Here is a 25,205-nt window from a genome sequence, read left to right as displayed (position 1 = left end):
GCCCGGGACCGTGGCGGTCCCGGGCCCGACGCGTAACGCCGGGGTCAGCGGCCCTCGCGGGCCTTACGGGTGGCGTTGTTGTTGGCCTTCTCGATCGCCTTCACCAGTTCCGGCTTGGTCATCCGGGACCGGCCGCGCACGTCCAGCTTCTTCGCCACCTCCATGAGGTGGTCCTTGGTGGCGTTGGCGTCCACCCCGCCGGCCGTCTTCGCGCGCCGGGCCGGGCCGCCGCCGGCCGCCTGGGCGTCGCTGGGTCCCTTGCGCCCCTTGGGCTCCCAGTGGTCGCCCACCTTCTCGAACTCGTGCTTGACCGCGGCGAAGGCGGCGCGGTGCGCCCGCTCCCCCTCGCCGTACGTCTCGACCGCCGAGTCGTGCGTCTTCACCCAGGTCCGCTGCGCCTTCGCCGGGGAGCGTCGCAGCGTGCTGGGCAGTACCTCGCGCCCGGGCATCTTGTCCTCCTCCGCCTCGTTCGGGTGTCTTGTGTGGTTCCCTGTCGCGGGGAGGACAAACCGGCGGGCGGTTTGTCGATTTCCGGCGCCGGGTACCGGCGGGCCACGCCGGTTCTCGGCGTCGAGGAGGCGGACATGACCGTGACGACACCATCCGCGGTCGGCGACCGGGACCGGTCCCGGTTCCCCCGCCGCATCCGCCAACTGAACTGGCGCACCTGGCGGGGGGTGCTGGCGCGCAGCGCCCAGGGTTTCGTCAAGGACAACTGCGCCGACTGGGCGGCGGCCCTCACCTACTACGGGGTGCTGGCGCTGTTCCCCTCGACGGTGGTGGTGGTGGCGCTCGTCGGGCTGGTCTCCGACGGCTCCCGCACGGTGGACACCGTGATCGACCTGGCCCGGGAGATCGGCGCGGGCTCGGTGGTCGGCAACGACGCGTTCGTCGGCGTGGTCCGCAACGTGGTCGAGCAGCAGGGTCCGGCGAAGGCGCTGCTGAGCTTCGGCCTGCTCGGGGCGCTCTGGTCCGCGTCCGGGTTCATCGGCGCGTTCACCCGGGCCTCCAACGCGATCTACGGGGTGCAGGAGGGCCGACCGTTCTACCGCCTGCGCCCGTTGCAGATCGGCATGGCCGCGGTGACGCTCGTGCTGCTCGCCGTGGTCGCCGCCGGGCTGATCGTCAGCGGCCCGGTCACCGACGCGGTGGGTGACCTGCTGCACGCCGGGGCGGCGGCCCGGACCACCTGGACGGTGACGAAGTGGCCGCTGCTGGCGGCGGTGGCGATGACGCTGCTGTCGCTGCTGTTCTGGATCGCGCCGAACGTGCGGCAGCCGCGGTTCCGCTGGCTCACCCCGGGCGGCGGGCTGGCGTTGGTGGCCTGGGTGGCCGCGTCCTTCGGTTTCGGCCTGTACGTGGCGAACTTCGGCTCCTACGACGTCACGTACGGCAGTCTCGGCGCGGTCATCGCGTTCCTGGTCTGGCTCTACCTGTCCAACTGCGCGTTGATGCTCGGTGTCCAGGTCAACGCGGAGTTGCAACGTGGCCGGGCGATGCAGGCGGGTATCGACGAGCCGGCCGAGCCGGTGCTGCCGCCGCGCGCCCCCGCCGACCAGGACAAGGCAGATCCGGGCAAGGCAGGCCCGGGCAGGACCGCCGACCGGTTGCCGCCCGGATGACCGGCTCCCCCGGTCGGCGCCGGTTTACCGGCGGTCCCCCGGGGCATCTCCGAGGGCATGGAACGAGGCAGCAGCAAGCACTCGCCCAGGGTCGACGACCAGATGAGCAGCGAGGTCAAGGGGCTCGTCCAGGGGCCGGGCGCCGGGGGCGCGCGGGTCGACGAGTTCCGCCAGCCCGAGCCGTCCGGCGAGGACCAGCCCGAGGCGACCACGGCTCCGGCCGGCGAGCTGCGCAGCGGCGCTCCCCAGGGCATGAGTTCGGCGGACGTGGAGGAGCGCAGCCGTCTCGGCCGTTTCATCGGCATGGCCGCGCTGCCGGGCGACCGGGACACGCTGATCGCCAACGCGCGGGAGAACGAGGCCCCCGCGGACCTCGTCGCCGCCCTGGAGACCCTGCCCGAGGGCACCCTCTACCAGACGATTTCCGAGGTGTGGGCCGCACTCGGGCACCGGAACGAGACGACGCGCTGGTGAGCGGGTCGGCCCACGACCCGTACGACGACACCGGCGGAACAGGAGGAACCCCGAGATGAGTGGCGTTACCGAGCACGTGGACGTGGACGTCCCGATCCGGACCGCTTACGACCAGTGGACCCAGTTCGAGGAGTTCCCGCACTTCATGGAGGGCGTGCAGGAGGTCCGTCAGCTCTCCGACACGATGACCCACTGGACGGTCGAGATCGCGGGTGTGAAGCGCGAGTTCGACGCCGAGATCACCGAGCAGTTGCCGGACGAGCGGGTGGCCTGGCGTTCCACCGGGGGCACCCAGCAGGCCGGTGTGGTGACCTTCCACCGCCTGGACGAGGGGCACACCCGGGTCACGTTGCAGCTGGAGTTCGAGCCGCACGGCGTGGTCGAGCAGGCCGGTGACAAGCTGGGCGTGGTCGACCGACGCGCGAAGGGCGATCTGGAGCGGTTCAAGACGTTCATCGAGCGACGCGGTCAGGAGACGGGCGCCTGGCGTGGCGCGGTCGACCGACCGACCCCCTGAGCGACATTTCCCCCTCGACTCTCGATGGCCGCCGGTTTCCCGGCGGCCATCGCCGTGTCCGCACGGCCACCGTTTGCGATCATCGGGTGCGGGTACCGCAGGGCAATGACCGACAACGACCGCCACGTGTGGCGCGACGAGGAACGCACCTCCCTGCACGAACTGGACCAGGCGATCGCCCGGTCGGCCACGGACGGCCAGGGCGACGACGCCACCGCCAACGACGCGGGCGAGGAGGCCGCGTTCGGCCACGGCCCGGAGGCGGTGGACCGGGGCGCCGGCCCGGAGGCCGAGCGGCGTGAGATGACCGACGCGGACCGGGCGTACCGGCCGTCGACCATCGGCCGGACCGGCCCGGACAGCATGTAGGGACCACGGTTCCGGGCACCGCGTACGGTGCCCGGAACCGGCGTCCTCACACCTGCCCGAAACGACAAAAAGCACTGTCCGGGCGGTCGAGAAAACGGACAGCCCATCTAGAATCGGCCGAACGGTTGACGGCGCTCACCCTGATGCGCGCAAGACTTTCGGAATGCAACAGGGCTCCGGTTTCCTCTCCAACCGTCAGCGCCAGCTCGCCTGGCTGGGCTTCCTGCTCGCCGCGGTCCAGGCCCCGGTGGCGGCCAGATTCACCGAGGACAGCTCCTGGCTGTTCAGCCTCGTGGTGGCGCTGATGGTCGCGACCGTGATCATCGCCGACGACGGCGCCCGCCGGCGCCCGGCCGGCACCCCCTTCACCGACTGAGTCAGCGCGTGTCGGGGCGCGCCTCGTGTCCCGGCACCCCACGGCTGCGGCGGCGCTCCTTCATCTCCGCCTCGTACAGATGCCGCCGCCCCGCCACCAGTTCGTCGCGGGCCTGCCGGTCCACGTCGCGGAACAGGGCGTAGTAGCCGTCGTCGAAGTCCTCGACGATCTGGAACGTCCACCGGCCGGCGATGACGTTACGGCCGAGCAGTTCCCGGTCGATCCGCTCGGCGAGCGCCGGGTGCCCCGCCGCGCGGAACAACTCCACCGCGTCGTCGAGCGTCAGGTCGGCGTGGCCGATCAACTGGTGCAGCTCGTACAGGTGCCCGCGGGCCCGTTCGACGCACTCCAGAGCCTCGCTGAGCTTCCCGAGCGCCTCGACCGTGGCGTCACTCACCCCGTCCGGGCGGCGATGCGCCTCGTCCGGCCCGTCGACCCGCTGTCCCATCCCGTGCCTCCTCGGCCCCCACCGCGTCGTACGCCCGGTTCCCTTCTGCCCCCCGACGGGCGGCTCAATCCCGGCGGACGAGTCCGGCGGGCGACCCGGACGATCCGGCCATCGGCCGGTCGGCCGACGTCGGCCCGCCGCATCCGGAGTTAGCCTCGGACACCATGCGCGTGCCGAAGAACCGGGTCGCGACCCCGTCCACGGCGGTGGCCGCGCGGTCGACCCTCACCACGCTGACCGCCGCCGTCGGCAGCGCCGGCCTGGCCGCCGCCCGGGCCAATCCAGGGCTGCTGGCCGAGGTCGACCAGCACGCCGCCGGGGTACGCGACAGCCTCAACGGCGACCGCCGCCAGCTGACCGTGGCCGCGTTGGCCGGCTACGTCGAAGGGCTGCGCGACGCGGCGACCGAGCACGGCTGGACCCCGCCGGAGGAACCGGTGGACTGGTCGGCGCCCGACTGGCTGCTCACCCGCCTGCTCGCGGTCTGCCTGCTGGCCCGCGCGCTGGACCCGCGCCACCTGGCCTGAGAGCCGCCGCCGCGCACGACGGCGCGGGGCGCCCGCGATCGCCCCGCGGACACCCCGTCACCGTTCACCGTCAGCCGTTCGGCCGGCGGAACTGCTGTGTTTCGTCGCCCTCGCCGGAGCGGTGCGTGCTCGCGCCCGACATCGTCGACTGCGGCGCCGCCGGCCTGGGCTGTCCGCCCCGGTCGGCCATCTGCCGCTCGTAGTCGCCGCGACCGGCCTGCTGCGCCTGCCGCTGCTCCCGGAACGACCGGGACTCCTCCGCGGCCCGGTGCAGCCAACCGTCCCACCGGTCCTGCATCGGCTTGACCAGACCACCACCGACACCGACGATCAGGATGCCGGCCACGGTGGCGAGGAACGCCACCAGCACCGGCGTGGTCACCGCGGTGGCGATACCCACCTGGTTCAGCGCGGCGATGACGCCGAGCGCCAGGATGAAGATCGCCGTCACGTCGGCCAGCACCCGACCGTACGAGAGCCCGCCGAGCGCGCCGGAGACCAGGTCCCGGACCGCGTTGGCGATGGCGGCGGCGATCACCACGATCACGATCGCCACGAAGGCTCGTGGCAGCCACGACACCACCCCACGGATCAGGTCGCTGATCGCGTTCGGTCCCCACACCCCGAATGCGAACTGCAGGGTGAACAGCAGGACCGCGTAGTAGGCCAGTTTGGCCAGGATGTCGCTGGCGTCGTACTTGGTGCGTTCGAGGGCCCGTTTGACGCCGCCGCGTTCGACGGCGCGGTCGAACCCGACCCGTTCCAGTGCCGCGTCCACGATCTTGAGGACGACTCGGGCGATGAGCCAACCCACGATGAGGATTACGACGAACGCGATCGCTCTCGGTACGAAGAGCAGCACCGACCTCCAGAAGTCGGTCCAGGCCGCACCGATGTCGACCTGACCGACCGCGAGGGTTTTCGGCATGATGTCCCTCCTGTCGCGTGAACTGCGCCGCCCGCATACCCGATGACCCCGGCAGCACGCCGGACCGGCCCGGGGCAATTTCCCGACATGCGCCCCGAATGGGCCCTGACCTGGACAAACATCCCGCACGCGACGAGCTCGGCCGCCGACCGGCAGGAGGATCGGGACCGGCCGACCGCGCTGCGGCTAGGCTGCGGGGCATGCCAGGCACCGTCGGCCGGGTCCCCCCGTCGCCCGTCCCCGCTCCGGGAGCGACCGCCGATCCGTACGCGGCCGTCCACCCCTGGGCCGGCACGCCCCTCGGGGCGCCGGACACGTGGGACCCGGCGGTGCGGGCCGTGGCCGAGGTGGTGCTCGCCTCCCCCGTTCCGATGGCGTTGCTGCTCGGCGACGACCTGGCCCTGCTCTACAACGACGGGTACGCGGAACTGATCGGCGACCGCCACCCGCACGCACTGGGCCGGCCCGCCGCGGAGGTGTTCGCCGAGGTATGGCGGGAGCCCGGTGCCGGCGAGGCGCTGGAGCGGGTCTACCGGCAGGGCGAGCCGTTCCTTGAGCGGGAGGTGGTGCTGCCGGCGGACCGGCAGGGCGCCGGCCCTGCCGAACCTGCGGTGTTCACCCGGGGGCACTCACCGGTGCGCGACTCGACCGGCCACATCGTCGGGGTGCTCACCGTCTCGGCGCAGACCACCCAGCTGACCCAGCAGTTGCAGAGCCTGAGCGACTTCGCGGCCGCACTGTCCGGCACGCTCACCCTGGACGACGTGGCCCGGGTGACGCTGCGCTACTGCCTGCACTCCTTCGACGCCGACCGGGTGTCGTTCGCCGTGGACGAGGGCCCCGCCTGGCGGCTGGTCCGCCGCATCCGCGGCGAGTTGCTCGACGAGGCCGACGAGCGGCTGCCCCCGCTGTGGCGCCGGATGCCACCCGACGCGCCGATGCCGGCCGTCGTGGCCGCGCGCAGTGGCGTCGCCTCGTTCACCGCCGACGGCCAGCCGTTGCGCGAGGTGGCGGTGGACCGGCACGACGAGAAGATCCGCGCGTTGGCCGCGCTGCCGCTGCGTTCGGCCGTGGTGCGGGGCTCACTCACGGTGGGTTACCGCGCGCCCCGTCCCTGGTCGCCCGCGGAGCGGGCGCTGCTCGCCGCGTCGGCCGAACTGGTCGGGCAGGCCGCCGAGCGGGCCCGCCGCTTCGAGACCCAGCACGGCACCGCCCAACTGCTGCAACGCAGCATGCTGCCGGAGCGGCTGCCCGACCTGCCGCGGCTGCGCATCGCCGCCCGCTACGACCCGGGTGTGGACGGCAACGCCGCTGGCGGTGACTTCTACGACGCGTTCCTGCTACCCGGCGGCGCGCTGGGTGTGGTCCTCGGTGACGTGGCCGGACACGACGTGCAGGCCGCCGCCCGGATGGGTCAGGTACGCGCCGCGCTACGCGCGCTGGCGCTGGTGGACCCCCGTCCGGACGCGGTGCTCGGCGGCCTGGACCGGCTGGTGGCCAGCCTGGGCACCGAGGGCGCCACGCACGAGTTGTTCGTGACCGTGGTGTTCGGTGTGGTCGACGCGGAACGGGAGCGGATCACGCTGGCCAGCGCCGGGCATCCGGCCCCGCTGATCCGGCGCGGCGGTGCCGACGGCGCGCCGGTCGCCGGGTTCGTCGAGGTGCCACCCGGCCCGCCGCTGGGTCTGGGCGGCGTCGGACGCACCGTGACCGTGCCGTTCCGCCCCGGCGACACGCTGCTGCTCTACAGCGACGGCGTGGTGGAACGACGCTGGCAGGACCTGGCCACCGGCATGTCCCGGCTGGGCGCGGCGGTGACCGGTGCGGGCAGCGGGGATCCGCGCGCACTGTGCGCGGTGGCGACCGCCGCCGTGCCCGGTGCCACCGAGGACGACGTGGCGGTGCTCGCCGTGGAGTACGCGGTGCGGCCCAGCCGCTCGGCCGGAATGGAGGTGCCGGCCGAGCCGACCGCACCGAGCCGGGTACGGCACTGGATGACCGCCCAACTCACCGAGTGGCAGGTGCCGGAGGCGGTGGTCGGCGCGGCCGTATTGTGCACGAGCGAACTGACCACGAATGCTCTGCTGCACGCCGGCACCGCGGCCCGGGTGGAGGTCGATCTCAGCGCCGAGCGACTGCTGGTGTCGGTGGCCGACTCGGGCACCCGGGGGCAGGTCACCCGGGCCCAGACCGACACCCTGAGCAGCCGCGGCCGAGGGCTCGGCCTGATCGAGGAACTGAGCGACGCCTGGGGCACCGACCCGACCGTGCGCGGGTCGACGGTCTGGTTCGAGATCCTCATTCCTCCGGGCGGGTCGCGCGTCGGGGACACCCCACTCGGGTAGGAACGGGCCATGGCCGACGACAAGCGACGCGGTGTCCTCTTCGACGTGGACGGCACCCTGGTCGACAGCACCTATCTGCACACGGTGAGTTGGTGGGAGGCGCTGCGCCAGGCCGACCACCGGGTGCCGATGGCCCGGGTCCACCGGTCCATCGGCATGGGCTCGGACAAACTCCTCGACCACCTGCTCGGCGCCGAACGGGACCGGGACGCCGACGGTCGGCTGCGCGACGCGCACGACGCGTTGTACGCCGAGTACTGGGAGCGGCTGGTGCCGCTGCCCGGGGCGCGGGAGCTGCTGTACGCCTGCGCGGAGCGGGGCCTACGGGTGGTGCTGGCCACCTCGGCCGCCGAGCACGAGGTGGGCGCGTTGCGGGCGGCGCTGGACGCGGACGACGTGATCGACACGGTGACCTCCTCCGCGGACGCGCGGGAGAGCAAGCCGGCGCCGGACATCCTGGCCGCCGCGCTGGACCAGTCGGGGCTGGCCGCCGAACGGGTGGTGTTCGTCGGCGACTCGGTGTGGGACGTGGCCGCCGCCGGCAAGCTGGACATCGCCTGCATCGGTCTGACCTGTGGCGGCACCGGCCGTGCGGAGCTGGCCGGTGCGGGCGCGGTGGCCGTCTACGACGATCCGGCCGAGCTGCTGGCCGCCCTGCGGCAGAGCGCGATCGGCGCGCTCGGCTGACCGGCAGATCAATCGACGGGCGCGGGCAGGCTTAACCGGGTCTTCTTCGGGGCACTGCTGGACTCCACCGCCCGGCGAACGGGCGACGGAAGGGTGGTGCCGTGGAACCGGTCGATGTCGCGTTCGCTCTGCTGGGCGTCGGTGCGCTGCTGGCGGGGGTCCTGCCCCGGGTGCTGGAACGGCGGCCGTTGTCCATGCCGATCGCGTTCCTCGGGCTCGGCATGCTGGTGTTCCTGCTACCCACCGGCATGCCCACACCGGACCCGTTGCGCTGGCCGGAGCTGACCACCCACCTGACCGAGGTCGGGGTGATCGTCGCCCTGATGGGCGCCGGCCTGAAGATCGACCGTCCGTTGAGCTGGGCCCGCTGGTCGTCGACGTGGCGGCTGCTGGCGATCGCCATGCCGCTGTGCATCGCCGCGGTGGCGCTGCTCGGCTGGTGGTGGGCCGGCCTGGTGCCGGCCGCCGCGTTGCTGCTGGGCGCGGCGCTCGCCCCCACCGACCCGGTGCTCGCCTCCGACGTGCAGGTCGGGGAACCTACCGATGTGGAGGACTCCGAGGACGAGGTGCGTTTCGCGCTCACCTCCGAGGCGGGCCTCAACGACGGGCTTGCCTTCCCGTTCGTCTACGCGGCCATCGCCATCGCCACCACCGGGCTCGCGCCGTCCGGATGGCTCGGCGAGTGGTTCGCCGTGGACGTGCTCTACAAGCTCGCCGCCGGGGTCGGTGGCGGGGTGCTCATCGGCTGGTTGCTCGGCAAGCTGTTCTTCCGCGCTCCGAGCAAGCTGCGGCTGGCCCGGCACTCCGAGGGGTTCCTCGCGCTGGCCGCGACGTTCCTGGCGTACGGGCTGGTCGAGGTGGTCGGCGGGTACGGCTTCCTGGCCGTCTTCGTGGCCGCCCGGGCGATCCGGGCCGCCGAACGCACGAGCGAGTTCCACTCCGTGCTGCACGACTTCGCCGAGCAGGTGGAACGGCTGCTCACGGTGCTGTTGCTGCTGCTGTTCGGCGGCGCGGTGATCGGCGGGCTGCTGGCTCCGCTGACCTGGCCGGCGGCGCTGACCGGGCTTGCCCTGGTGCTGGTGATCCGGCCGCTGGCCGGGTGGCTGTCGCTGCGCGGCGCGCCGGGCAAGCCGGCCGAGCACCTGGTGATCTCGCTGTTCGGCATCCGGGGTGTCGGCTCGTTCTACTACCTGGCGTACGCCACCAGCAAGACCGACTTCCCGCAGGCGGACCTGGTCTGGGCCACCGTCGGTCTGGTGGTGGTGGTGTCGGTGGTGGCGCACGGGGTCGCCGCGACCCCGGTCATGCAGTTGCTGGACCGGGAGGGCGAACGCACAGGCGAGGACACGCGGGCCGGGTCGGCGGCCCAACCGGTGGCTGCGACCGGTTGAGCGCACCGGGTCAGCCCAGCCGGGCGGCGAGCGCGCGGCCCAGGTCCCGGCCGGAGCGCCAGGCGGTCTGCACGCGCGGGCGGCCGAACGCGTCACCGGCCAGACCGATCCCGTCGTCGTCCAAGTGGTACGTGGCGCTCCCGGTGTGCGCCGCCGGGGTCGCGCACGTCCAGCGGTGCACGTGGGCCGACACGGCCGGCTCGGGCAGTCCGAGCAGGTCCCGGACCGCCTGCTCGACCGCCGGGTGGGCGGCGGCGGGCTGGTTGAGGTGCCTGGCGGCGAACCCGGCGGTGGTGTGTGCGACAAGCACCGGCGCGCGGTCGCCGCGCCGGTCGCCGTCGTCGCAGACCAGGCCGAGTACGGGGTGGTCGTTGACGAACGCGCCACGGAAGTCCGGCCAGCAGCGGACCGGGAAGTGCAGCACCACGGTCAGCGCCGGCGACCAGCTCTGCGTGGCCACCGCCCGGGTGGCCCCGGCCAGCGCCGGGTCCAGCAGCCGGGCGGCCTGCGGGCCCGGCATGGCGAGCACGACCGCCTTGGCCTCGCCGCCGTCCACCCGGGGACCGGGCTCGACTGTCGTCACCGGCCGGTCGTGCGTCACCGGCAGGCCCTCGGCCAGGTGCTCGACGAGCGAGCGCAACCCACGCGGGGCGGCCCAGCGCATCGGCCCGGTGGCCTCCGCGCGCCCGCCTGGACCGTACGCGACGAGCGTGTCGGTCCACTCCCCCGCCAACCCGGCGGCCCGCCACCGCTGCACCACGGCGGCGAAGTCCGGGTCGTCGACGGTGAAGTAGGCGGCGCCCAGGTCGACCGGGCGGCCCTCGAAACGCCTGCTGGCCAGCCGCCCGCCGGTGACCCGGGCGCGCTCACGCACCCGCACCGGGATGCCGGAGCGTGCCAGCTCGGTCGCGCACGCCACGCCGGCGATGCCCGCGCCGACCACCACCACACCCGTCCGGTCCGCCGCCATCAGGTGATCGTAGGCGGCGGCCGGCATGAACCCGCCGCACCGGGGTAGGGGTACACCTGTTCGAAGAGAGGGGATCGCCATGACCGATCGCAACGACGCAGGCAGCGGGAACGTGAATCCGGACGCCGCCGTGAAGGACCCGGACGACTGGGTCACCGGCGACGAGCCGCCCACCGCGGCCCAGGAGTCCTATCTGCACACCCTGGCCCAGGAGGCGGGCGAGTCGGTGCCGGAAGGGCTGACCAAGGCCGAGGCGTCCCGGCGGATCGACGAACTCCAGGCGCAGACCGGTCGGGGCCGCTGAACGGTCAGCGCGGGGGCAGGCGGTGCAGCTCGACCCGGTCGAGCCGCCCCGCCGCCACCCGCGCGGTCAGGTAGGTGGCGTACGGCTGCGCCCGCCTGTCGGTGGGCGAACCGGGGTTGAGCAGGCGGAGGCCCCCCGGCGCCACGCTGTCCCACGGGATGTGCGAGTGCCCGAAGACGAGCAGGTCACAGTCGCCGTACGCGGCGGCGCACCGCTGTTCGCGGCGGGTCTTCGGGCCGGTCTCGTGCACCACGGCGACCCGCAGGCCGTCCAGTTCGACCCGGGCCACCTCGGGCAGCCGGGCACGCAGCTCGGGACCGTCGTTGTTGCCGTACACCCCGACCAGCCGGCGCGACCGCGTCTCCAGCGCGTCCAGCAGCGCCACGTCGACCCAGTCCCCGGCGTGCACCACCACGTCCGCGGCCTCCACCGCCGCCCACAGCGGCCCCGGAAGATCCCGCGCCCGCCTGGGCACATGCGTGTCCGCCATGACAACCAGTTCCACGCCCCGATCCTCCACCCCCGGGCCCCATGATCGCCGCCGGTCACTCCCGCGGACGACGGTGCGCGGCGGCGTCGGTGATCCGGCCCGCGGCGTTGATCAGGCCGATGTGCGAGAACGCCTGCGGGAAGTTGCCCATCTGCTCGCCGGTGAGCTGGTCGATCTGTTCGGCGTAGAGACCGAGGTCGTTGGCGCGGGCGGCGATCCGTTCGAACAGCCGGCGGGCCCGGTCCACCTCGCCCGCCTCGGCGAGGCACCCGGCCAGCCAGAACGAGCAGATCACGAAACCGGCCGGGTCCCCGTCCCAACGGCGCAGCAACCCGTCCCGGGACAGCCGACGCTCCAGCGCGTCCATGGTGGCGCGCATCCGCGGGTCGTCCGCCGGCAGGAAACCGACCAACGGCATGATCAGCACCGAGGCGTCCAGGTGGTCGGAGTCGAACGCACCGGTGTACGCGCCGACCCGGTCGTTCCAGCCTTGGCGCAGCACCGTCGCGCGGACCTCGTCGCGGGCCGCCGCCCAGCGGGCCACGTCGGCCGGCCCGCCGATGCGCGACCCGAACCGGACCGCCCGGTCCAGCGCGGTCCAGCACTCCACCTTCGAGGACACATAGTGCCGCTCGGCGTCGCGCGCCTCCCACATCCCGGCGTCCGGCCGACGCCAGGCCCGCACCGCCTGGTCGGCCAGCGTACGCAGCAGGTCACGCACCTCGGGTGACATCGGGTCGAGGTAGTACCGCAGCAGCCACGCCGCGTCGAGCACCTCGCCCAGCACGTCGTTCTGCCGCTGCCGCCAGGCGTCGTTGCCGACCGGCACCGGCCGACTGCCGTCGTACCCGGCGAGGTGGTCCAGGTCGTGCTCGGTCAGGTCCCGCTCCCCCTCGACCCCGTACATGATCGGCACCGGGTCGTCGCCGATCCGCCCCATCGCCCGGGCCACCCAGGTGAACTGCCGGTCGGCCTCGTCGGGGCAGGCGGCACGCCAGAGCGCCTGCAGGGTGAAGCTGAAGTCGCGGACCCAGACGAAGCGGTAGTCGTAGTTGCGGTCCCCGCCGGATCTCTCCGGCAGCCCCGTGGTGGCCGCCGCGACGACCGCGCCGCTCGGTCCGTAGGTCATGCCCTGCACCACGAGCGCGCTGCGCCGCACCAGGTCCCGGAACTCGCCCCGGTAGTCGTGCAGCCCCGCCCAGGACCGCCACCCGGCGGTCGCCTCGGCCACCGCCCCGGCGGCGTCGGGCAGCTCCGGCCCGCCCCCGGCGAAGGCCGGGGCGTACCCGAGGGTGAAGTGGTGGGCGGTGCCGGCGCGGGCGGTGAACCGTCCGACGGCGGCGCCGTCGGCGACGGTCAGCGGCACGTCGGTGCGCAGGTCCAGCCGGCACGAGCCGGCGGTGGCGCCCAGCACCCCGTCCCGTTCGGTGAGGTAGGCGCCGACCCGGCCGTACTCGAAGCGCGGCGCGTACTCCACCCGCATCGGCACCTCGCCGGTGAGTCCCTCCACCATCCGGACCAGCACCCGGGGCGACCGCAACCCGATCTCGTGGCCGCGCGCGCCGGGCTCCAGCGCCAGGGCGTCGGTGACGGCCGCCGTCCCGGTCGCGGTGCGGAAGACGGTACGCAGCACGAGCGTGTCGTCCAGATAGGAGCGCGTGCTGGTGGCCTCGCCCTCGGGCCGGATGCTCCAGTGCCCGGCGTCGTCGTCGAGCAGGCGCCCGAACACCGACGGCGCGTCGAAGCGGGGCGGACACCACCAGGTCACCGTGGCGTCCCGATCGACCAGGGCCGCGCTGCGCCCGTCGGCGAGGAAGCCGTGCTCGCTGATCCGTCCGGTCCGCACACCGGTGGCTACCCGGCCGGGCCGCCGGCATGCCTGCATCGGCGGCGGTCGCCGCGTTACCCACGGCCGCGGACGGGAACGCGGCGGGTTGACGAAGGAGGATGCTCATGACCAGACCCTCGACCGCGAGCACGGCCTGGCATCCCGGGATGCCGAGCGGGAACAACCTCCCGTACGGTCCGGGCGGTCACCCAGCGGCGCCGAGCGGGGACGGGCACGGCCCGCCGGGTGACACGGCGAGCGTCACGATCGGCTCGTACCCGGACTATCCGTCCGCCCAGCGCGTGGTGGACTATCTGGCCGACAACCGGTTCCCGGTGGAACGGACCTCGATCGTCGGCACGGACCTCACCCTGGTGGAGACGGTGATGGGGCGGCTGACGACGGGCCGGGCGGCCCTGGTGGGCGCCGGCACCGGCGCCTGGTTCGGCCTGTTCATCGGGTTGCTCTTCGGCATCTTCACCGCCGGCAACTGGTTGGCGGTGATCCTGGTCGGCCTGGTGATCGGTGCGATCTGGGGTGCCGTGTTCGGCGCGGTCGCGCACGCCATGACCGGCGGGCAGCGCGACTTCACCTCGGCCAGCTCGCTGCGGGCCGCTCGTTACGCGGTGACCGTGGACGCGGACCGGGCGGAGCAGGCCCGGCAGTTGCTGGCCCGGATGCACCTGACACCGACCGGCGCCACCGCCCGCTGACCGGCGGTACCCCAGGAGGGAGGGCCCCGCGTGGAGCCCTCCCTCCCGCCTGCCAGTCGTGGTGTGCCCGCTCGAACGTGCCCTTCACCGTGTCGGTGAGGTAGCGCCCGCCGCCGTACGACCCGTGCCCGCAGGTCGCGTCACGTCGAGGTCGTTCATCCCCCGACCCTAACCGCTCCCTCCCCCCGGGGGGGTCGTCGCTTCAGATTTCAAGTAACCGCCACGGGTCGCCCGGGGTGCGCGCACAAGGCGGCGAACGGCACTATTGTTTAAATTTTAATTAGTGCTACTGTCGGGGCATGACGGAGAGCCTGGACGCGGAGCGGACGGCCTGCTGGCGGGCCTACATCGAGTCGAGCCAGCGGCTGTTCACCCGGCTCGAGGACGACCTGCGCGCGGACAGCGACCTGAGCTTCGCCGACTACCACGTGCTGGTGCTGCTCTCCGAGGCGCCCGGCCAGCGACTGCGCATGGGTGAGCTGGCCGACCGGCTGGTCTTCTCGCCGAGCCGGCTGACCTACCAGATCGCCTCGATGCGCAAGCGCGGCCTGGTGTCCAAGGAGTCCTGCCCGGCGGACCGGCGCGGCAGCGAGGCCGTGCTCACCGCGGCCGGCCTGCTGGCGCTGCGCGAAGCCGCGCCGCACCATCTGCGCTCCGTGCGCGCCCACCTGATCGACGACCTCGACGACGCCGAGGTCGCCTGCCTCACCCGGGTCTTCGAGCGGCTCGACCGACGCCTGCGCGCCGACCGCACCGCGTCGTCCGCCCCGACCGACGAGTAATCGTCCGCCCCGACCGACACGTAAGGAGCCCTGCGATGCCCGCGATCACCGTCGACGACGTCCTCGTCCTGCCCCGCCTGCCCCAGCTCGGCGAGACGACCGAATACCGCCAGGTCCGCCGGGTCACCACCGCCCCCGGCGGTTACGAGGGCGAGGGCTTCCCGGTCCGCCGGGCCTTCGCCGGGGTGCCGATGACCGAGCTGGACCCGTTCATCCACCTCGACCAGATGGGCGAGGTGGACTACGCCCCGGGCGAGCCGAGGGGCACCTCCTGGCACCCGCACCGCGGTTTCGAGACGGTGACCTACATGATCGACGGGATCATGGACCACCAGGACTCGACCGGGGGCGGCGGCACGATCACCGACGGCGACACCCAGTGGATGACGGCCGGCAGTGGGCTGCTGCACATCGAGGCGCCGCCGGAGCACCTGGTGATGAGCGGTGGGCTGTTCCACGGTCTACAGCTCTGGGTCAACCTGCCCCGGGTGGCCAAGATGAGCGCGCCGCGCTACCAGGACATCCGCGGCCGGGAGTCGGCGCTGCTGGCCACGCCCGACGGTGGCGGGCTGATCCGGGTGATCGCCGGTGAGGTCGCCGGGCACCGGGGTCCGGGCTCGACGCACACGCCGATCACGATCGCGCACGTGACGTTGCAGCCGGGGGCCGAGCTGAGCCTGCCCTGGCGCTCGGACTTCAACGCCCTGGTGTACGTGTTGGCGGGTCGGGGCACGGTCGGCACCGACCGCCGGCCGATCCACCTCGGCCAGCTGGCGGTGCACGGGCCGGGTGAGGCGCTGCGGATCACCGCCGACCGGACGCAGGACGGCAACGCCCCGGCGTTGGAGCTGTACCTGATGGGCGGCCGACCGATCCGGGAGCCGGTGGCACACTACGGCCCGTTCGTGATGAACACCCGGGCCGAGCTGATCCAGGCGGTCGAGGACTTCCAGGCCGGCCGGCTCGGGGTGGTCCCGACCGGGCGGGTGCCGCACAGCGCCGGCCAGGGCGACCGGCCCTGACCGGCAGGGCGGGGCGCGGGGCGCGTCATGGGGACGGTTCAGGAGACGGCGAAGATCCCGGCCACCCCGAGGATCACCATCAACAGGACCGCCACCAGCGCACCCCGCTCCCCCTCCACCGTCCGGTCACGGTCGTCGGTCACGGCGTTCGTCGTCTCGGCGGGCATGTCGGTGCCTCCTCGGCTTCGCGTTCAGGGGTCCGGCGCACCCCTGGCGCGTGCCCGCGCCGACTGTGCTCGGCGTGCGCGGCCCTGCCGGGGGTCCTACCGTGTGAGGACGTCGTCGACCTCGGGAGGCTGGAGCGTGGCCCTGCGGGACTGGTTCCTCACCGCACCGGAACGCGCCAACCCGGGCTCTGACTTACCCGTCTGGACCGATGGAAACCTCGCCGAGCCGTTGATTCACGGTGCCGCGTACTTCGACCGGCTGGTTCGTGAGGTGGAGGAACTGGCGGAGGGCGACCACCTGTTCTTCACCGACTGGCGGGGCGACCCGGACGAGCGGATGCGACCCGACGGCCCGACCGTGGCGCAGCTGTTCGCCCAGGCCGCCCAGCGCGGGGTGATCGTGAAAGGGCTGATCTGGCGGTCCCACGTCGACGCGCTCTCCTACAGCGAGGGGGAGAACCGCGACCTCAGCGAGACGGTCCGCGCGGCCGGCGGCGAGGTGCTGCTGGACCAGCGGGTCCGCCGGGGCGGATCGCACCACCAGAAACTCGTGGTGCTGCGCCACCCCGCCGACCCGGGGCGGGACGTCGCGTTCGCCGGCGGCATCGACCTGTGCCACAGCCGCCGCGACGACGCCAGCCACGCCGGTGATCCCCAGGCGGTGGGCATGTCCCCCCGGTACGGCCCCACACCGCCCTGGCACGACGTCCAGCTCGCGGTGCGCGGGCCGGTGGTCGGTGCCCTGGACACGACGTTCCGCGAGCGGTGGACCGACCCGATGCCGTTGGATTCGGAGAATCCGGTGGCCTACCTGCGGGACCGGCTGCGCGGCTCGGACCTGCGCCCGGACCCGCTGCCCGCGCAGCCGCCCGACCCGCCGGCCCGCGGCCCGCACCACGTGCAGGTGCTGCGCACCTACCCGGCGGTGCGGCCACGCTACTCGTTCGCCCCGGACGGCGAGCGCACCGTGGCCCGCGGTTACACCAAGGCGGTACGCCGGGCGCGCCGCCTGATCTACCTGGAGGACCAGTATCTCTGGTCGACCGAGGTGGCGGAACTGTTCGCGCAGGCGTTACGGGAGCATCCGGACCTGCACCTGGTGGCGGTCGTGCCCCGGCACCCGGACGTGGACGGCCGGCTCGCGCTGCCGCCGAACATGGTGGGCCGGGAGCAGGCGTTGTCGCTGTGCCACCGGGCCGCCCCGGAGCGGGTGCACGTCTTCGACGTGGAGAACCACGAGGGCACCCCGGTCTACGTGCACGCGAAGATCTGCGTCGTCGACGACGTGTGGGCGAGCGTGGGCAGCGACAACTTCAACCGCCGCTCCTGGACCCACGACAGTGAGCTGTCCTGCGCGGTGCTCGACGACACCCACGACGAGCGGGCCCCGGAGGACCCGGCCGGCCTGGGCGACGGCGCCCGGGTCTTCGCACGGGACCTGCGACTGCGGCTGTGGCGTGAGCACCTGGACCGCGATCCCGCCGGTGGACAGGACGACGACCTGCTGGACCCGGTGGACGCGGTGGCGACGATCACCGCGACCGCCGACGCGTTGGACCGCTGGCACGCCGCGGGCCGGGTCGGGCCGCGCCCGCCGGGCCGGTTGCGGCCGCACCGCCCGGAACGGCTGCCCTGGCGTACGCGGCTGTGGGCGCTGCCGGCGTACCGGCTGCTCTACGACCCGGACGGCCGACCGCTGCGCGCCCGACTCGCCGGGACCTGGTGACAGCGCGCCCCTGGTCACACACCCGGCCGGTGTATCGCACCTGGCGTACCTTTTATTCCTAGCTACACCTTAAATCCATCAGCCTTTCGGCTAGATTTCCGCAGCACGATCGGGCTAGGGTGGCTTCCGAACGTATTAACTGAAGCTAAACCTAAGCGTCGCATCTTTTTCTCCGCGGACGAGGTGCAGGGAGGACCACCATGACCGCCCCCACGATCAGTGCCCCGGCGAGCAAGCCGGCCGGCTCCGCGAAGCTCGACCCCCGTTCACTCACCGACAGCGCCGCCAATCTGCTCAACGCGATGGCCGCGCTGCCCGCCGGTCACCCCTCACGTCCCGTGTTGCGGGACCGGGCCATCGAGGCCTGGCTGCCGCTGGCCAACCACCTCGCCCACCGCTACAGCGGGCGGGGCGAGCCGAACGACGACCTGGCGCAGACCGCCGCGATCGGTCTGATCAAGGCGATCGACAAGTTCGACCCGTCGCGCGGCGTCGACTTCGCCGGCTACGCCATTCCCACCATCATCGGCGAGCTCAAGCGCCACTTCCGCGACCGCACCTGGGACATCCGGGTGCCGCGCCGGTTGCAGGAGCTGCGCCTGGCGATCTCGGACGCCAACAGCACCCTGCTCCAGACGTTGGGGCGTTCGCCGACGGTCGCCGACATCGCCGCGCACCTCAAGGTCACCGAGGAAGAGGTCCTGGAGGGCCTGGAGGGTGCCCGCGCCTACAACGCGGTGTCGCTGTCCACCCCGACCGGCGACGGTGACCGGGCCACTGAGCTGGGCGATCTGCTCGGCGGCGAGGACGGCGAGTTCGAGCTGGCCGAGATGCGGGTGGCCCTCGGCCCGGCGCTTGCCACGCTCGACCAGCGCGAGCAGAAGATCCTCACGCTCCGCTTCTACGGCAACCTGACCCAGTCGCAGATCGCCGAGCAGATCGGCGTCTCGCAGATGCACGTGTCCCGGCTGCTGGCCCGGGCGCTCACCAAGCTGCGCGGGCAGCTCGACGGAACGTACAACTAGGGGGTGGCGGCGGCCGGATCACCCGGTCGCCACGGTCCACCGGGCCCGGTCGGCGGTGCGCCGGCCGGGCCGTTCCGTGTCCGGTGCCGCCCCGGCCGTTCCGTTCCCCGGGTGTCACCTTCGGCCGTTCCGTGCTCGGCACCCACCCGGCCGTCTCATGCGCGGGCGACGGGCACCGCTCCGGACTGCCTTTCGAGCTGAGTCGTTCGTGATATCGCGAGGCGGCAGGCAGGCGGGCGGGCGGCGGCAGGCGGCGGGCGGCAGGCGCTTGTTCCGCGCGTGGCGGGGCACCGCCTGCCGTCCGGCGGTGGGGTGCGAGAGTGGGTCCGTGCTCGCCGACGCCCCACTCGACCTGCCGGTCCGCGCCGTCCTGCCGGCGCTGGTCGAGGCCCTGCGTGAGCGGGGCGCCGGCGTCCTGGTGGCGCCGCCGGGCACCGGCAAGACGACCACCGCGCCGCTCGCGGTCGCCGACGCGGTCACCGGCCGGGTGGTGATCGCCCAGCCCCGCCGGGTGGCCGCCCGCGCCGCCGCCCACCGGATGGCCGCCCTGCTCGGTGAGCGCGTCGGCGACCGGATCGGTTACGCGGTGCGGGGAGAGCGACGGGTCGGGCCCCGTACCCGCGTCGAGGTGGTCACCACCGGTCTGCTGGTGCGCCGGTTGCACCACGACCCGGAGCTGCCCGGCGTGGCGGCGGTGCTGCTCGACGAGTGCCACGAGCGGCACCTCGACGCCGACCTGGCGCTGGCCTTCAGCGTCGAGGCCCGCGGCACCCTGCGCCCCGACCTCTGGCTGCTGGCGATGTCGGCCACCCCGCAGACCGACCGGTTCGCCGCCCTGCTCGGCGCCGACGAACCCGCCCCCGTGGTGCGGGCCGAGGCCGCGCTGCACCCGGTCGAGCGAGTCTGGGCCCCGCCGCCTCGTCCGGTGACGCCGCCCGGCGCCGGGCGGGTCGATCCGGCGCTGCTGGACCACGTGGCCGCCACCGTCCGCCGGGCGTTGCGCGAACGCGACGGCGACGTGCTGGTCTTCCTGCCCGGGGCGGGTGAGATCGCCGCGGTCGCGGGCCGGCTGGCCGGCCTGGCCGACATCGCCGTGCTGCCGTTGCACGGGCGGCTGTCCGGCGCCGCGCAGGACGCCGCGCTGACCCCGGCCGCCGGCCGGCGGGTGGTGCTGGCCACCGCGGTTGCGGAGAGCAGCCTCACGGTGCCGGGCGTGCGGACGGTGGTCGACGCCGGGCTGAGCCGGGTGCCCCGTACCGACCTGGCCCGGGGGTTGGGCGCGCTGGTCACCGTGCCGGTGTCCCGAGCGGCGGCCACCCAGCGGGCCGGACGTGCCGGCCGGGAGGCGCCCGGCGCGGTCTACCGCTGCTGGTCCGAGGCCACCCACGCCCGACTCGCGCCGCAACCCGAACCGGAGATCGCCACCGCCGACCTGACCGGGTTCGCGTTGGAGCTGGCCGCATGGGGCACACCGGACGGCACCGGCCTGGCGCTGCCCGACCCGCCGCCCCCGGCCGCGTTGACGGTGGCCCGGGAAACCCTGACCACGCTCGGCGCGGTGGACGCCGACGGCCGGATCACCGCCCGGGGGCGGGCGGTCGCCGCGGTCGGCACCCACCCGCGGCTGGCCCGGGCGCTGCTGGACGGGGCGCCCCGCGTCGGTGTCGACCGCGCCGCCGAGGTGGTGGCGGTGCTCGCCGAGGACACGCTCGGCGGGGCGGGGGACGACCTGCCGGCCCGCTGGCGCCGGCTGCGCACGGCCGTCGACCCGGCCGCCACCGCCCGCTGGCGCACCGAGGTACGTCGCCTGCGCGCCGCGTTGCCCGCCGGCACGGCCGCCGAACCGGCACCGCGTCGACGCGACGGCGACCGACGAACAGCGGACCGACGGACAGGGAATCAGCGCACAGCGGACCGACAGGCAGCGGACCGGCGGGAGCACCTGCCCGACGACCTGGCCGCGGGGCTGCTCGCCGGGCTCGCGTATCCGGAACGGCTGGCCCGGGCGCGGCAAGCCGGCGGATCGGCGTACCTGATGGCCGGCGGCACCGCCGCGGAGCTGGCGCCCGGGTCGGGGCTGGCCGGGTCGCCGTGGCTGGCGGTCGCGGTGGCCGACCGCTCCCCCGGCGCGGCGGCGGCGCGGGTACGGCTGGCCGCGCCGATCGACGAGGCGACCGCGCGGGAGGCCGGGGCGGCTCTGGTGCGCGCCGGCCGGGAGGTCGTCTGGTCCGGCGGGGACGTGGTGGCCCGGGAGGTGGTGCGGCTGGGCGCGGTCGAACTTCTCGACCGGCCGTTGGCCGCGCCGGACCGGGAACTGGTCGCGGCGGCGCTGCTGGACGGGCTGCGGCAGGAAGGGACGGGGCTGTTGCGGTGGACGCCGGAGGCGACCGGGCTGCGCCAGCGGTTGGCCTTCTGCCGGCAGGCCCTCGGCGTGGACTGGCCGGACGTCTCCGACGCCGCACTGCTGGCGACCGCCCCCCGGTGGCTGGGCCCGGAACTGGCCCGCGCCCGCCGCCGCGGCGACCTGGTTCGCGCGGACGTGGTCGGAGCGCTGCGCCGGCTGCTGGACTGGCGGCAGGCCGCCCGGCTGGACGAGCTGGCCCCGGAACGGCTCGCGGTGCCGAGCGGGTCACGGGTGCGGGTCGACTACGCCGACCCGGCCGCGCCGGTGCTGGCGGTGAAGCTCCAGGAGACGTTCGGCTGGCGGGACGTGCCGCGCATCGCCGACGGGCGGGTGCCGGTGCTGCTGCACCTGCTCTCCCCCGCCGGGCGGCCGGTGGCGGTCACCGCCGACCTGGCCTCGTTCTGGCGCACCGGATATCCGCAGGTGCGCGCGGAGTTGCGCGGACGCTATCCCCGGCACCCGTGGCCGGAGGACCCGACCGTGGCCGAGCCGACCCGCCGGGCCAGCCCGCGACGGCGGTGAGGTTTATTCCTCCACCACGTCCGCGATCACGACCGTGATGTTGTCCGGGCCACCGGCCCGCAGCGCCAGGTCGATGAGCCGGGCCGCGCAGGCGTCGCGCTCCGGCTGCTCGTTGAGCACCTCGGTGAGCGTGTCCGCCCGGACCACGTTGGAGAGGCCGTCGCTGCACAGCAGCCAGCGGTCGCCGGCCCGGGGGACCATCGTCGCGTACGCCGGGGAGACGTCGCCGCCCTGCAGCGCCTGGGTCACCACCGCGCGCCGGGGGTGGCTGCTGGCCTGGTCGGCGGTGATGACGCCCTGGTCGACGAGCATCTGCACGAACGTGTCGTCGCGGGTGACCTGTTTCAGCACGCCCTCGCGGAACAGGTAGGCCCGGGAGTCGCCGATGTGCGCCAGCGCCAGGCAACTTCCGGTGCGGGCGAACAGCAGCGCGGTGAGCGTGGTGCCCATGCCCTGGCGCTCCGGGTCCTCCTCGACGGCCTGGCGGATCCCCGCGGTGGCCAGCTCGATGGCGCCCTGGAGCGCGGCGACCAGCGCGTCCTCCGGCGTTTCGGTGTCCAGCGGGGTGACCGCGTCGATGGCGATGCGGCTGGCCAGGTCGCCGGCCGCCATGCCGCCCATGCCGTCGGCGACCGCCACCAGCCAGGCGCCCGCGTGCTGGGCGTCCTGGTTGCCGCTGCGGATCAGCCCACGGTCGCTCGCTCCCACGGAACGAAGCTTCAGGGTCATGGGTCGCAGCCTGCCAGGTCGAGGGCTCGGTTGTCTCTAGGAGATCACCGACATCGTACGTGGCGCCGCGAATGCCCGACGCGCGGGCGCGCGGGGCCTCATCGGGACGGATCGATTGACAGCGGCGGAACGCGGTGGAAACATCGAGCTGATATTGGGAGCGCTCCCAGCTCCCGTGCCCTCCCCCACCACCCCCTGAGCACGGAAGGACCATCCGTGACCCGATCCCGTCGTCGGCTCGCCGCGGTCACCGCGGCCACCGCACTGGCGCTCACCGGCCTCACCGCCGGACCGGCCCGCGCCGAGGTGCCGCCGGACGCCCCCGAACAACTCCGCAACGGCGACTTCAGCGCCGGCGTCTCCCCCTGGTTCTCCTACGGCACCGGCGACCTGACGGTCACCGACGGCCGACTCTGCACAAACGTCGCGGCGGGCACCGCCAACCCGTGGGACGCCGGCATCGGGCAGGACGCGGTGCCGCTGACCCAGGGCGCCGAGTACGAACTGTCCTTCGACGTCTCCGCAACCCCCGGCGCGGCCGTCAAGGCGGTCCTGCAACTCGGCAGCGCCCCCTACACGACGTACGCGAGTGTCGACGCCACCGCCACCGGCACCGCCCGACACGTCACCACCACGTTCACCTCTCCGGCCGACAACCCCACCGCGCAACTGATCTTCCAGGTCGGCGGCAGCGCGCAGGCGCAGACGTTCTGCCTGGACAACGTGTCGCTGCGCGGCGGCGAGCCGGCACCGCCGTACGAGCCGGACACCGGTCCCCGGGTCCGGGTCAACCAGGTCGGCTACCTGCCCGGCGGGCCGAAGCACGCCACCGTGGTCACCGAGGTCACCGAGGCGCTGCCCTGGCAGCTGAAGTCGTCCGGCGGCACCGTGGTCGCCAGCGGCGAGAGCACCCCGCGCGGCACCGACACCGCCTCGGCGCAGAACGTGCAGACCGTCGACTTCTCCGCGTACCGCACGCCCGGCACCGGCTACACGTTGACCGTGGACGGCGAGACCAGCCACCCGTTCGACATCTCCGGTGCGCTCTACGACCGGCTGCGCGCCGACTCGCTCCAGTTCTTCTACGCCCAGCGCAGCGGCATCGCGATCGACGCCGACCTGATCGGCGAGGAGTACGCGCGGCCCGCCGGTCACCTCGGCGTCGCCCCGAACCAGGGCGACACCGACGTGCCGTGCCAGGCCGGGGTCTGCGACTACTCCCTTGACGTGCGCGGCGGCTGGTACGACGCCGGCGACCACGGCAAGTACGTGGTCAACGGGGGCATCGCCACCTACCAACTGCTGAACACGTTCGAGCGGACCAAGACCGCGGAGACCGCCGACGGTGGCACCGCCCTCGGCGACGCCACGCTGCGGGTGCCCGAGCGCGGCAACACCGTGCCGGACGTGCTCGACGAGGCCCGCTGGGAGCTGGAGTTCCTGCTGCGCATGCAGGTGCCGGCCGGCAAGCCCCTGGCCGGGATGGTCCACCACAAGATCCACGACCGGAACTGGACCGGCCTGCCGCTCGCCCCGCAGGACGACCCGCAGCCGCGTGAGCTGCACGCGCCGTCCACCGCCGCCACGCTGAACCTGGCCGCCGTCGCCGCGCAGTGCCAGCGGCTGTACGCCCCGTACGACGCCGCCTTCGCCGCGCGCTGCGGCACCGCCGCGAAGACCGCGTACGCGGCGGCCAAGACGAACCCGGCGACCTACGCGCCGGCCAGCGACAGCACCGGCGGCGGCGCGTACGACGACACGAACGTCAGCGACGAGTTCTACTGGGCCGCGGTCGAGCTGTGGCTGACCACCGGCGACAAGGCCTACCTGGCCGACGTCACCGGCTCGCCGCTGCACACCGCCGACGTGTTCGCCGCCGGCGGCGCGTTCGGCTGGCAGAGCGTCGCCGCGCTGGGCCGGCTCGACCTGGCCACCGTGCCGAACACGCTGCCCGCCGCCGAGAAGACCCGCATCCGCGAGTCGGTCACCGCCGCCGCCGACCGCTACCTGGCCGCACTGGCCGCCCAGGCGTACGGGCTGCCGTTCCCCGGCACCGCCGACGCGTACGTCTGGGGCAGCAACAGCAACATGGTGAACAACGCGATCGTGCTGGCCACCGCGTTCGACGTGAGTCGGGACGCGAAGTACCGCGACGGCGCGGTGCAGGCCGCCGACTACCTGTTCGGCCGCAACGCGCTGAACATGTCGTACGTGACCGGGTGGGGTGAGCAGCACGCCCGCAACCAGCACAGCCGGATCTTCGGTCACCAGTTGAACCCGGACATGCCGAACCCGCCGGCCGGCTCGCTCGCCGGTGGCCCGAACGCCGCCCTCCAGGACCCGTTCGCGGCGAACCTGCTGGCCGGCTGCGCACCGATGTTCTGCTACGTCGACGACATCAACTCGTACGCGACGAACGAGGTGGCGATCAACTGGAACTCGGCGTTGGCGTGGCTCGCCTCGTTCCTGGCCGACCAGGGTGACTCCGGTGCGGTGCCGGCCCCGGCCTGCACGGTCACCTACACCACCCACGGGAGCTGGCCGTCCGGCTTCACCACCCAGGTGACGGTGCGCAACACCGGCACGTCGGCGGTGAACGGGTGGAGCCTGCGGTGGGCCTTCCTGAGCGGCCAGAAGGTGAGCCAGGCGTGGTCGGCGCAGGTCGACCAGACCGGGGCCACGGTCACCGCGAAGAACCTGTCCTGGAACGCGAAGCTGGCGCCGGGTGCCAGCACCACGTTCGGCTTCAACGGCGCCTCCTCCCCCGGCCCCAACCCCGACCCTGGCCTGGTCACCCTGAACGGTAAGGCCTGCACGGTCTCCTGACCGGCTCTCCCGC

Annotated in this window: 25 protein-coding genes; 17 read left to right on the top strand and 8 right to left on the bottom strand. The window is 73.7% G+C overall.

The window, feature by feature from the left end:
• Positions 1 to 44 precede the first annotated feature (44 nt).
• A complete protein-coding gene (locus ACLQ2X_RS21210; RefSeq protein ID WP_425682813.1) occupies positions 45 to 449 on the bottom strand; it encodes a ChaB family protein in 405 nt (134 codons plus the stop codon).
• Between the two features lie 135 nt (positions 450 to 584).
• Here ACLQ2X_RS21210 and ACLQ2X_RS21205 point away from each other — a divergent pair, with 135 nt between their 5' ends.
• The 5 genes from ACLQ2X_RS21205 (at position 585) to ACLQ2X_RS21185 (ending at position 3,358) form a co-directional block, all read left to right on the top strand.
• Positions 585 to 1,622 carry a YihY/virulence factor BrkB family protein gene (locus tag ACLQ2X_RS21205; protein WP_425682812.1) on the top strand — a complete coding sequence of 346 codons (1,038 nt, stop codon included), beginning with the start codon at positions 585 to 587 and terminating at the stop codon, positions 1,620 to 1,622.
• A gap of 57 nt (positions 1,623 to 1,679) precedes the next feature.
• Positions 1,680 to 2,096: a DUF2795 domain-containing protein gene (locus ACLQ2X_RS21200; RefSeq protein WP_425682811.1), complete on the top strand. Its 417-nt coding sequence runs from the start codon at positions 1,680 to 1,682 to the stop codon at positions 2,094 to 2,096.
• A gap of 55 nt (positions 2,097 to 2,151) precedes the next feature.
• The gene (locus ACLQ2X_RS21195) at positions 2,152 to 2,613 is read left to right on the top strand and encodes an SRPBCC family protein (protein ID WP_425682810.1); all 462 of its coding nucleotides are present in this window, start codon (positions 2,152 to 2,154) and stop codon (positions 2,611 to 2,613) included.
• Between the two features lie 105 nt (positions 2,614 to 2,718).
• Positions 2,719 to 2,982: a hypothetical protein gene (locus ACLQ2X_RS21190; RefSeq protein ID WP_425682809.1), complete on the top strand. Its 264-nt coding sequence runs from the start codon at positions 2,719 to 2,721 to the stop codon at positions 2,980 to 2,982.
• Positions 2,983 to 3,145: 163 nt separating this feature from the next.
• Positions 3,146 to 3,358 carry a hypothetical protein gene (locus ACLQ2X_RS21185; RefSeq protein WP_425682808.1) on the top strand — a complete coding sequence of 71 codons (213 nt, stop codon included), beginning with the start codon at positions 3,146 to 3,148 and terminating at the stop codon, positions 3,356 to 3,358.
• Position 3,359: 1 nt separating this feature from the next.
• On the opposite strand, the gene ACLQ2X_RS21180 is transcribed toward ACLQ2X_RS21185, so the two are convergent.
• Positions 3,360 to 3,806: a hypothetical protein gene (locus ACLQ2X_RS21180; RefSeq protein WP_425682807.1), complete on the bottom strand. Its 447-nt coding sequence runs from the start codon at positions 3,804 to 3,806 to the stop codon at positions 3,360 to 3,362.
• A gap of 164 nt (positions 3,807 to 3,970) precedes the next feature.
• Here ACLQ2X_RS21180 and ACLQ2X_RS21175 point away from each other — a divergent pair, with 164 nt between their 5' ends.
• Positions 3,971 to 4,333: a DUF6401 family natural product biosynthesis protein gene (locus ACLQ2X_RS21175; protein ID WP_425682806.1), complete on the top strand. Its 363-nt coding sequence runs from the start codon at positions 3,971 to 3,973 to the stop codon at positions 4,331 to 4,333.
• Positions 4,334 to 4,403: 70 nt separating this feature from the next.
• Here ACLQ2X_RS21175 and ACLQ2X_RS21170 read toward each other — a convergent pair whose 3' ends face one another.
• Positions 4,404 to 5,261, bottom strand: a complete 858-nt coding sequence (locus ACLQ2X_RS21170; protein WP_425682805.1) for a mechanosensitive ion channel family protein — start codon at positions 5,259 to 5,261, stop codon at positions 4,404 to 4,406.
• Between the two features lie 200 nt (positions 5,262 to 5,461).
• On the opposite strand from ACLQ2X_RS21170, the gene ACLQ2X_RS21165 reads away from it, so the two are divergent.
• The 3 genes from ACLQ2X_RS21165 (at position 5,462) to ACLQ2X_RS21155 (ending at position 9,684) form a co-directional block, all read left to right on the top strand.
• Positions 5,462 to 7,606 carry an ATP-binding SpoIIE family protein phosphatase gene (locus tag ACLQ2X_RS21165; RefSeq protein WP_425682804.1) on the top strand — a complete coding sequence of 715 codons (2,145 nt, stop codon included), beginning with the start codon at positions 5,462 to 5,464 and terminating at the stop codon, positions 7,604 to 7,606.
• 9 nt (positions 7,607 to 7,615) lie between these two features.
• Positions 7,616 to 8,293: an HAD family hydrolase gene (locus tag ACLQ2X_RS21160; RefSeq protein WP_425682803.1), complete on the top strand. Its 678-nt coding sequence runs from the start codon at positions 7,616 to 7,618 to the stop codon at positions 8,291 to 8,293.
• Between the two features lie 101 nt (positions 8,294 to 8,394).
• The gene (locus ACLQ2X_RS21155; RefSeq protein WP_425682802.1) at positions 8,395 to 9,684 is read left to right on the top strand and encodes a cation:proton antiporter; all 1,290 of its coding nucleotides are present in this window, start codon (positions 8,395 to 8,397) and stop codon (positions 9,682 to 9,684) included.
• A 10-nt stretch (positions 9,685 to 9,694) separates the two neighbouring features.
• Here the strand turns inward: ACLQ2X_RS21155 and ACLQ2X_RS21150 are convergent, their stop codons facing one another.
• Complete coding sequence (locus ACLQ2X_RS21150; RefSeq protein ID WP_425682825.1) at positions 9,695 to 10,633, bottom strand: NAD(P)/FAD-dependent oxidoreductase; 939 nt, start codon at positions 10,631 to 10,633, stop codon at positions 9,695 to 9,697.
• A 100-nt stretch (positions 10,634 to 10,733) separates the two neighbouring features.
• On the opposite strand from ACLQ2X_RS21150, the gene ACLQ2X_RS21145 reads away from it, so the two are divergent.
• Positions 10,734 to 10,958, top strand: coding sequence for a DUF3072 domain-containing protein (locus tag ACLQ2X_RS21145; RefSeq protein WP_425682801.1), 225 nt, complete (start codon positions 10,734 to 10,736; stop codon positions 10,956 to 10,958).
• A 4-nt stretch (positions 10,959 to 10,962) separates the two neighbouring features.
• On the opposite strand, the gene ACLQ2X_RS21140 is transcribed toward ACLQ2X_RS21145, so the two are convergent.
• Both ACLQ2X_RS21140 and ACLQ2X_RS21135 read right to left on the bottom strand, forming a co-directional pair.
• Positions 10,963 to 11,463, bottom strand: coding sequence for a metallophosphoesterase family protein (locus tag ACLQ2X_RS21140; protein ID WP_425682800.1), 501 nt, complete (start codon positions 11,461 to 11,463; stop codon positions 10,963 to 10,965).
• A 40-nt stretch (positions 11,464 to 11,503) separates the two neighbouring features.
• Entirely contained in the window at positions 11,504 to 13,294 is a 1,791-nt protein-coding gene (locus ACLQ2X_RS21135) for a glycoside hydrolase family 15 protein (protein ID WP_425682799.1), read from the bottom strand.
• A gap of 107 nt (positions 13,295 to 13,401) precedes the next feature.
• On the opposite strand from ACLQ2X_RS21135, the gene ACLQ2X_RS21130 reads away from it, so the two are divergent.
• The 3 genes from ACLQ2X_RS21130 to ACLQ2X_RS21120 all read left to right on the top strand — a co-directional run bounded on the left by ACLQ2X_RS21130 (position 13,402) and on the right by ACLQ2X_RS21120 (position 15,793).
• Positions 13,402 to 13,989, top strand: coding sequence for a general stress protein (locus ACLQ2X_RS21130; RefSeq protein ID WP_425682798.1), 588 nt, complete (start codon positions 13,402 to 13,404; stop codon positions 13,987 to 13,989).
• Positions 13,990 to 14,288: 299 nt separating this feature from the next.
• Positions 14,289 to 14,771, top strand: coding sequence for a MarR family winged helix-turn-helix transcriptional regulator (locus ACLQ2X_RS21125; protein WP_425682797.1), 483 nt, complete (start codon positions 14,289 to 14,291; stop codon positions 14,769 to 14,771).
• Positions 14,772 to 14,806: 35 nt separating this feature from the next.
• A complete protein-coding gene (locus ACLQ2X_RS21120; protein WP_425682796.1) occupies positions 14,807 to 15,793 on the top strand; it encodes a pirin family protein in 987 nt (328 codons plus the stop codon).
• Between the two features lie 38 nt (positions 15,794 to 15,831).
• Here the strand turns inward: ACLQ2X_RS21120 and ACLQ2X_RS21115 are convergent, their stop codons facing one another.
• A complete protein-coding gene (locus ACLQ2X_RS21115) occupies positions 15,832 to 15,960 on the bottom strand; it encodes a hypothetical protein (protein ID WP_425682795.1) in 129 nt (42 codons plus the stop codon).
• Between the two features lie 136 nt (positions 15,961 to 16,096).
• Between ACLQ2X_RS21115 and ACLQ2X_RS21110 the strand changes: the two genes are divergently transcribed.
• The 3 genes from ACLQ2X_RS21110 (at position 16,097) to hrpB (ending at position 21,637) form a co-directional block, all read left to right on the top strand.
• A complete protein-coding gene (locus ACLQ2X_RS21110) occupies positions 16,097 to 17,686 on the top strand; it encodes a phospholipase D-like domain-containing protein (protein ID WP_425682794.1) in 1,590 nt (529 codons plus the stop codon).
• Positions 17,687 to 17,886: 200 nt separating this feature from the next.
• Positions 17,887 to 18,711 carry a SigB/SigF/SigG family RNA polymerase sigma factor gene (locus tag ACLQ2X_RS21105; RefSeq protein ID WP_425682793.1) on the top strand — a complete coding sequence of 275 codons (825 nt, stop codon included), beginning with the start codon at positions 17,887 to 17,889 and terminating at the stop codon, positions 18,709 to 18,711.
• Positions 18,712 to 19,039: 328 nt separating this feature from the next.
• The gene (gene hrpB, locus ACLQ2X_RS21100; protein ID WP_425682792.1) at positions 19,040 to 21,637 is read left to right on the top strand and encodes an ATP-dependent helicase HrpB; all 2,598 of its coding nucleotides are present in this window, start codon (positions 19,040 to 19,042) and stop codon (positions 21,635 to 21,637) included.
• 3 nt (positions 21,638 to 21,640) lie between these two features.
• On the opposite strand, the gene ACLQ2X_RS21095 is transcribed toward hrpB, so the two are convergent.
• Positions 21,641 to 22,366 carry a PP2C family protein-serine/threonine phosphatase gene (locus tag ACLQ2X_RS21095; protein WP_425682791.1) on the bottom strand — a complete coding sequence of 242 codons (726 nt, stop codon included), beginning with the start codon at positions 22,364 to 22,366 and terminating at the stop codon, positions 21,641 to 21,643.
• Between the two features lie 216 nt (positions 22,367 to 22,582).
• On the opposite strand from ACLQ2X_RS21095, the gene ACLQ2X_RS21090 reads away from it, so the two are divergent.
• Entirely contained in the window at positions 22,583 to 25,192 is a 2,610-nt protein-coding gene (locus ACLQ2X_RS21090; protein WP_425682790.1) for a glycoside hydrolase family 9 protein, read from the top strand.
• Positions 25,193 to 25,205: the final 13 nt, after the last annotated feature.

The sequence above is a fragment of the Micromonospora sp. DT31 genome (assembly GCF_049841795.1).
In the GTDB taxonomy this organism is placed as follows: Bacteria; Actinomycetota; Actinomycetes; order Mycobacteriales; family Micromonosporaceae; genus Micromonospora.
This window is presented reverse-complemented; position numbering and strand designations above follow the sequence as displayed.

Excerpts from the sequence above, each read along its gene's own strand:
- ACLQ2X_RS21210 (WP_425682813.1), bottom strand. The coding sequence starts at position 449 with ATGCCCGGGCGCGAGGTACTGCCCAGCACGCTGCGACGCTCCCCGGCG.
- ACLQ2X_RS21145 (WP_425682801.1), top strand. The coding sequence starts at position 10,734 with ATGACCGATCGCAACGACGCAGGCAGCGGGAACGTGAATCCGGACGCC.
- ACLQ2X_RS21205 (WP_425682812.1), top strand. The coding sequence starts at position 585 with ATGACCGTGACGACACCATCCGCGGTCGGCGACCGGGACCGGTCCCGG.
- ACLQ2X_RS21160 (WP_425682803.1), top strand. The coding sequence starts at position 7,616 with ATGGCCGACGACAAGCGACGCGGTGTCCTCTTCGACGTGGACGGCACC.
- ACLQ2X_RS21105 (WP_425682793.1), top strand. The coding sequence starts at position 17,887 with ATGACCGCCCCCACGATCAGTGCCCCGGCGAGCAAGCCGGCCGGCTCC.
- ACLQ2X_RS21200 (WP_425682811.1), top strand. The coding sequence starts at position 1,680 with ATGGAACGAGGCAGCAGCAAGCACTCGCCCAGGGTCGACGACCAGATG.
- ACLQ2X_RS21190 (WP_425682809.1), top strand. The coding sequence starts at position 2,719 with ATGACCGACAACGACCGCCACGTGTGGCGCGACGAGGAACGCACCTCC.
- ACLQ2X_RS21175 (WP_425682806.1), top strand. The coding sequence starts at position 3,971 with ATGCGCGTGCCGAAGAACCGGGTCGCGACCCCGTCCACGGCGGTGGCC.
- ACLQ2X_RS21185 (WP_425682808.1), top strand. The coding sequence starts at position 3,146 with ATGCAACAGGGCTCCGGTTTCCTCTCCAACCGTCAGCGCCAGCTCGCC.
- ACLQ2X_RS21095 (WP_425682791.1), bottom strand. The coding sequence starts at position 22,366 with ATGACCCTGAAGCTTCGTTCCGTGGGAGCGAGCGACCGTGGGCTGATC.
- ACLQ2X_RS21195 (WP_425682810.1), top strand. The coding sequence starts at position 2,152 with ATGAGTGGCGTTACCGAGCACGTGGACGTGGACGTCCCGATCCGGACC.
- ACLQ2X_RS21130 (WP_425682798.1), top strand. The coding sequence starts at position 13,402 with ATGACCAGACCCTCGACCGCGAGCACGGCCTGGCATCCCGGGATGCCG.
- ACLQ2X_RS21115 (WP_425682795.1), bottom strand. The coding sequence starts at position 15,960 with ATGCCCGCCGAGACGACGAACGCCGTGACCGACGACCGTGACCGGACG.
- ACLQ2X_RS21125 (WP_425682797.1), top strand. The coding sequence starts at position 14,289 with ATGACGGAGAGCCTGGACGCGGAGCGGACGGCCTGCTGGCGGGCCTAC.
- ACLQ2X_RS21165 (WP_425682804.1), top strand. The coding sequence starts at position 5,462 with ATGCCAGGCACCGTCGGCCGGGTCCCCCCGTCGCCCGTCCCCGCTCCG.
- ACLQ2X_RS21120 (WP_425682796.1), top strand. The coding sequence starts at position 14,807 with ATGCCCGCGATCACCGTCGACGACGTCCTCGTCCTGCCCCGCCTGCCC.
- ACLQ2X_RS21180 (WP_425682807.1), bottom strand. The coding sequence starts at position 3,806 with ATGGGACAGCGGGTCGACGGGCCGGACGAGGCGCATCGCCGCCCGGAC.
- ACLQ2X_RS21170 (WP_425682805.1), bottom strand. The coding sequence starts at position 5,261 with ATGCCGAAAACCCTCGCGGTCGGTCAGGTCGACATCGGTGCGGCCTGG.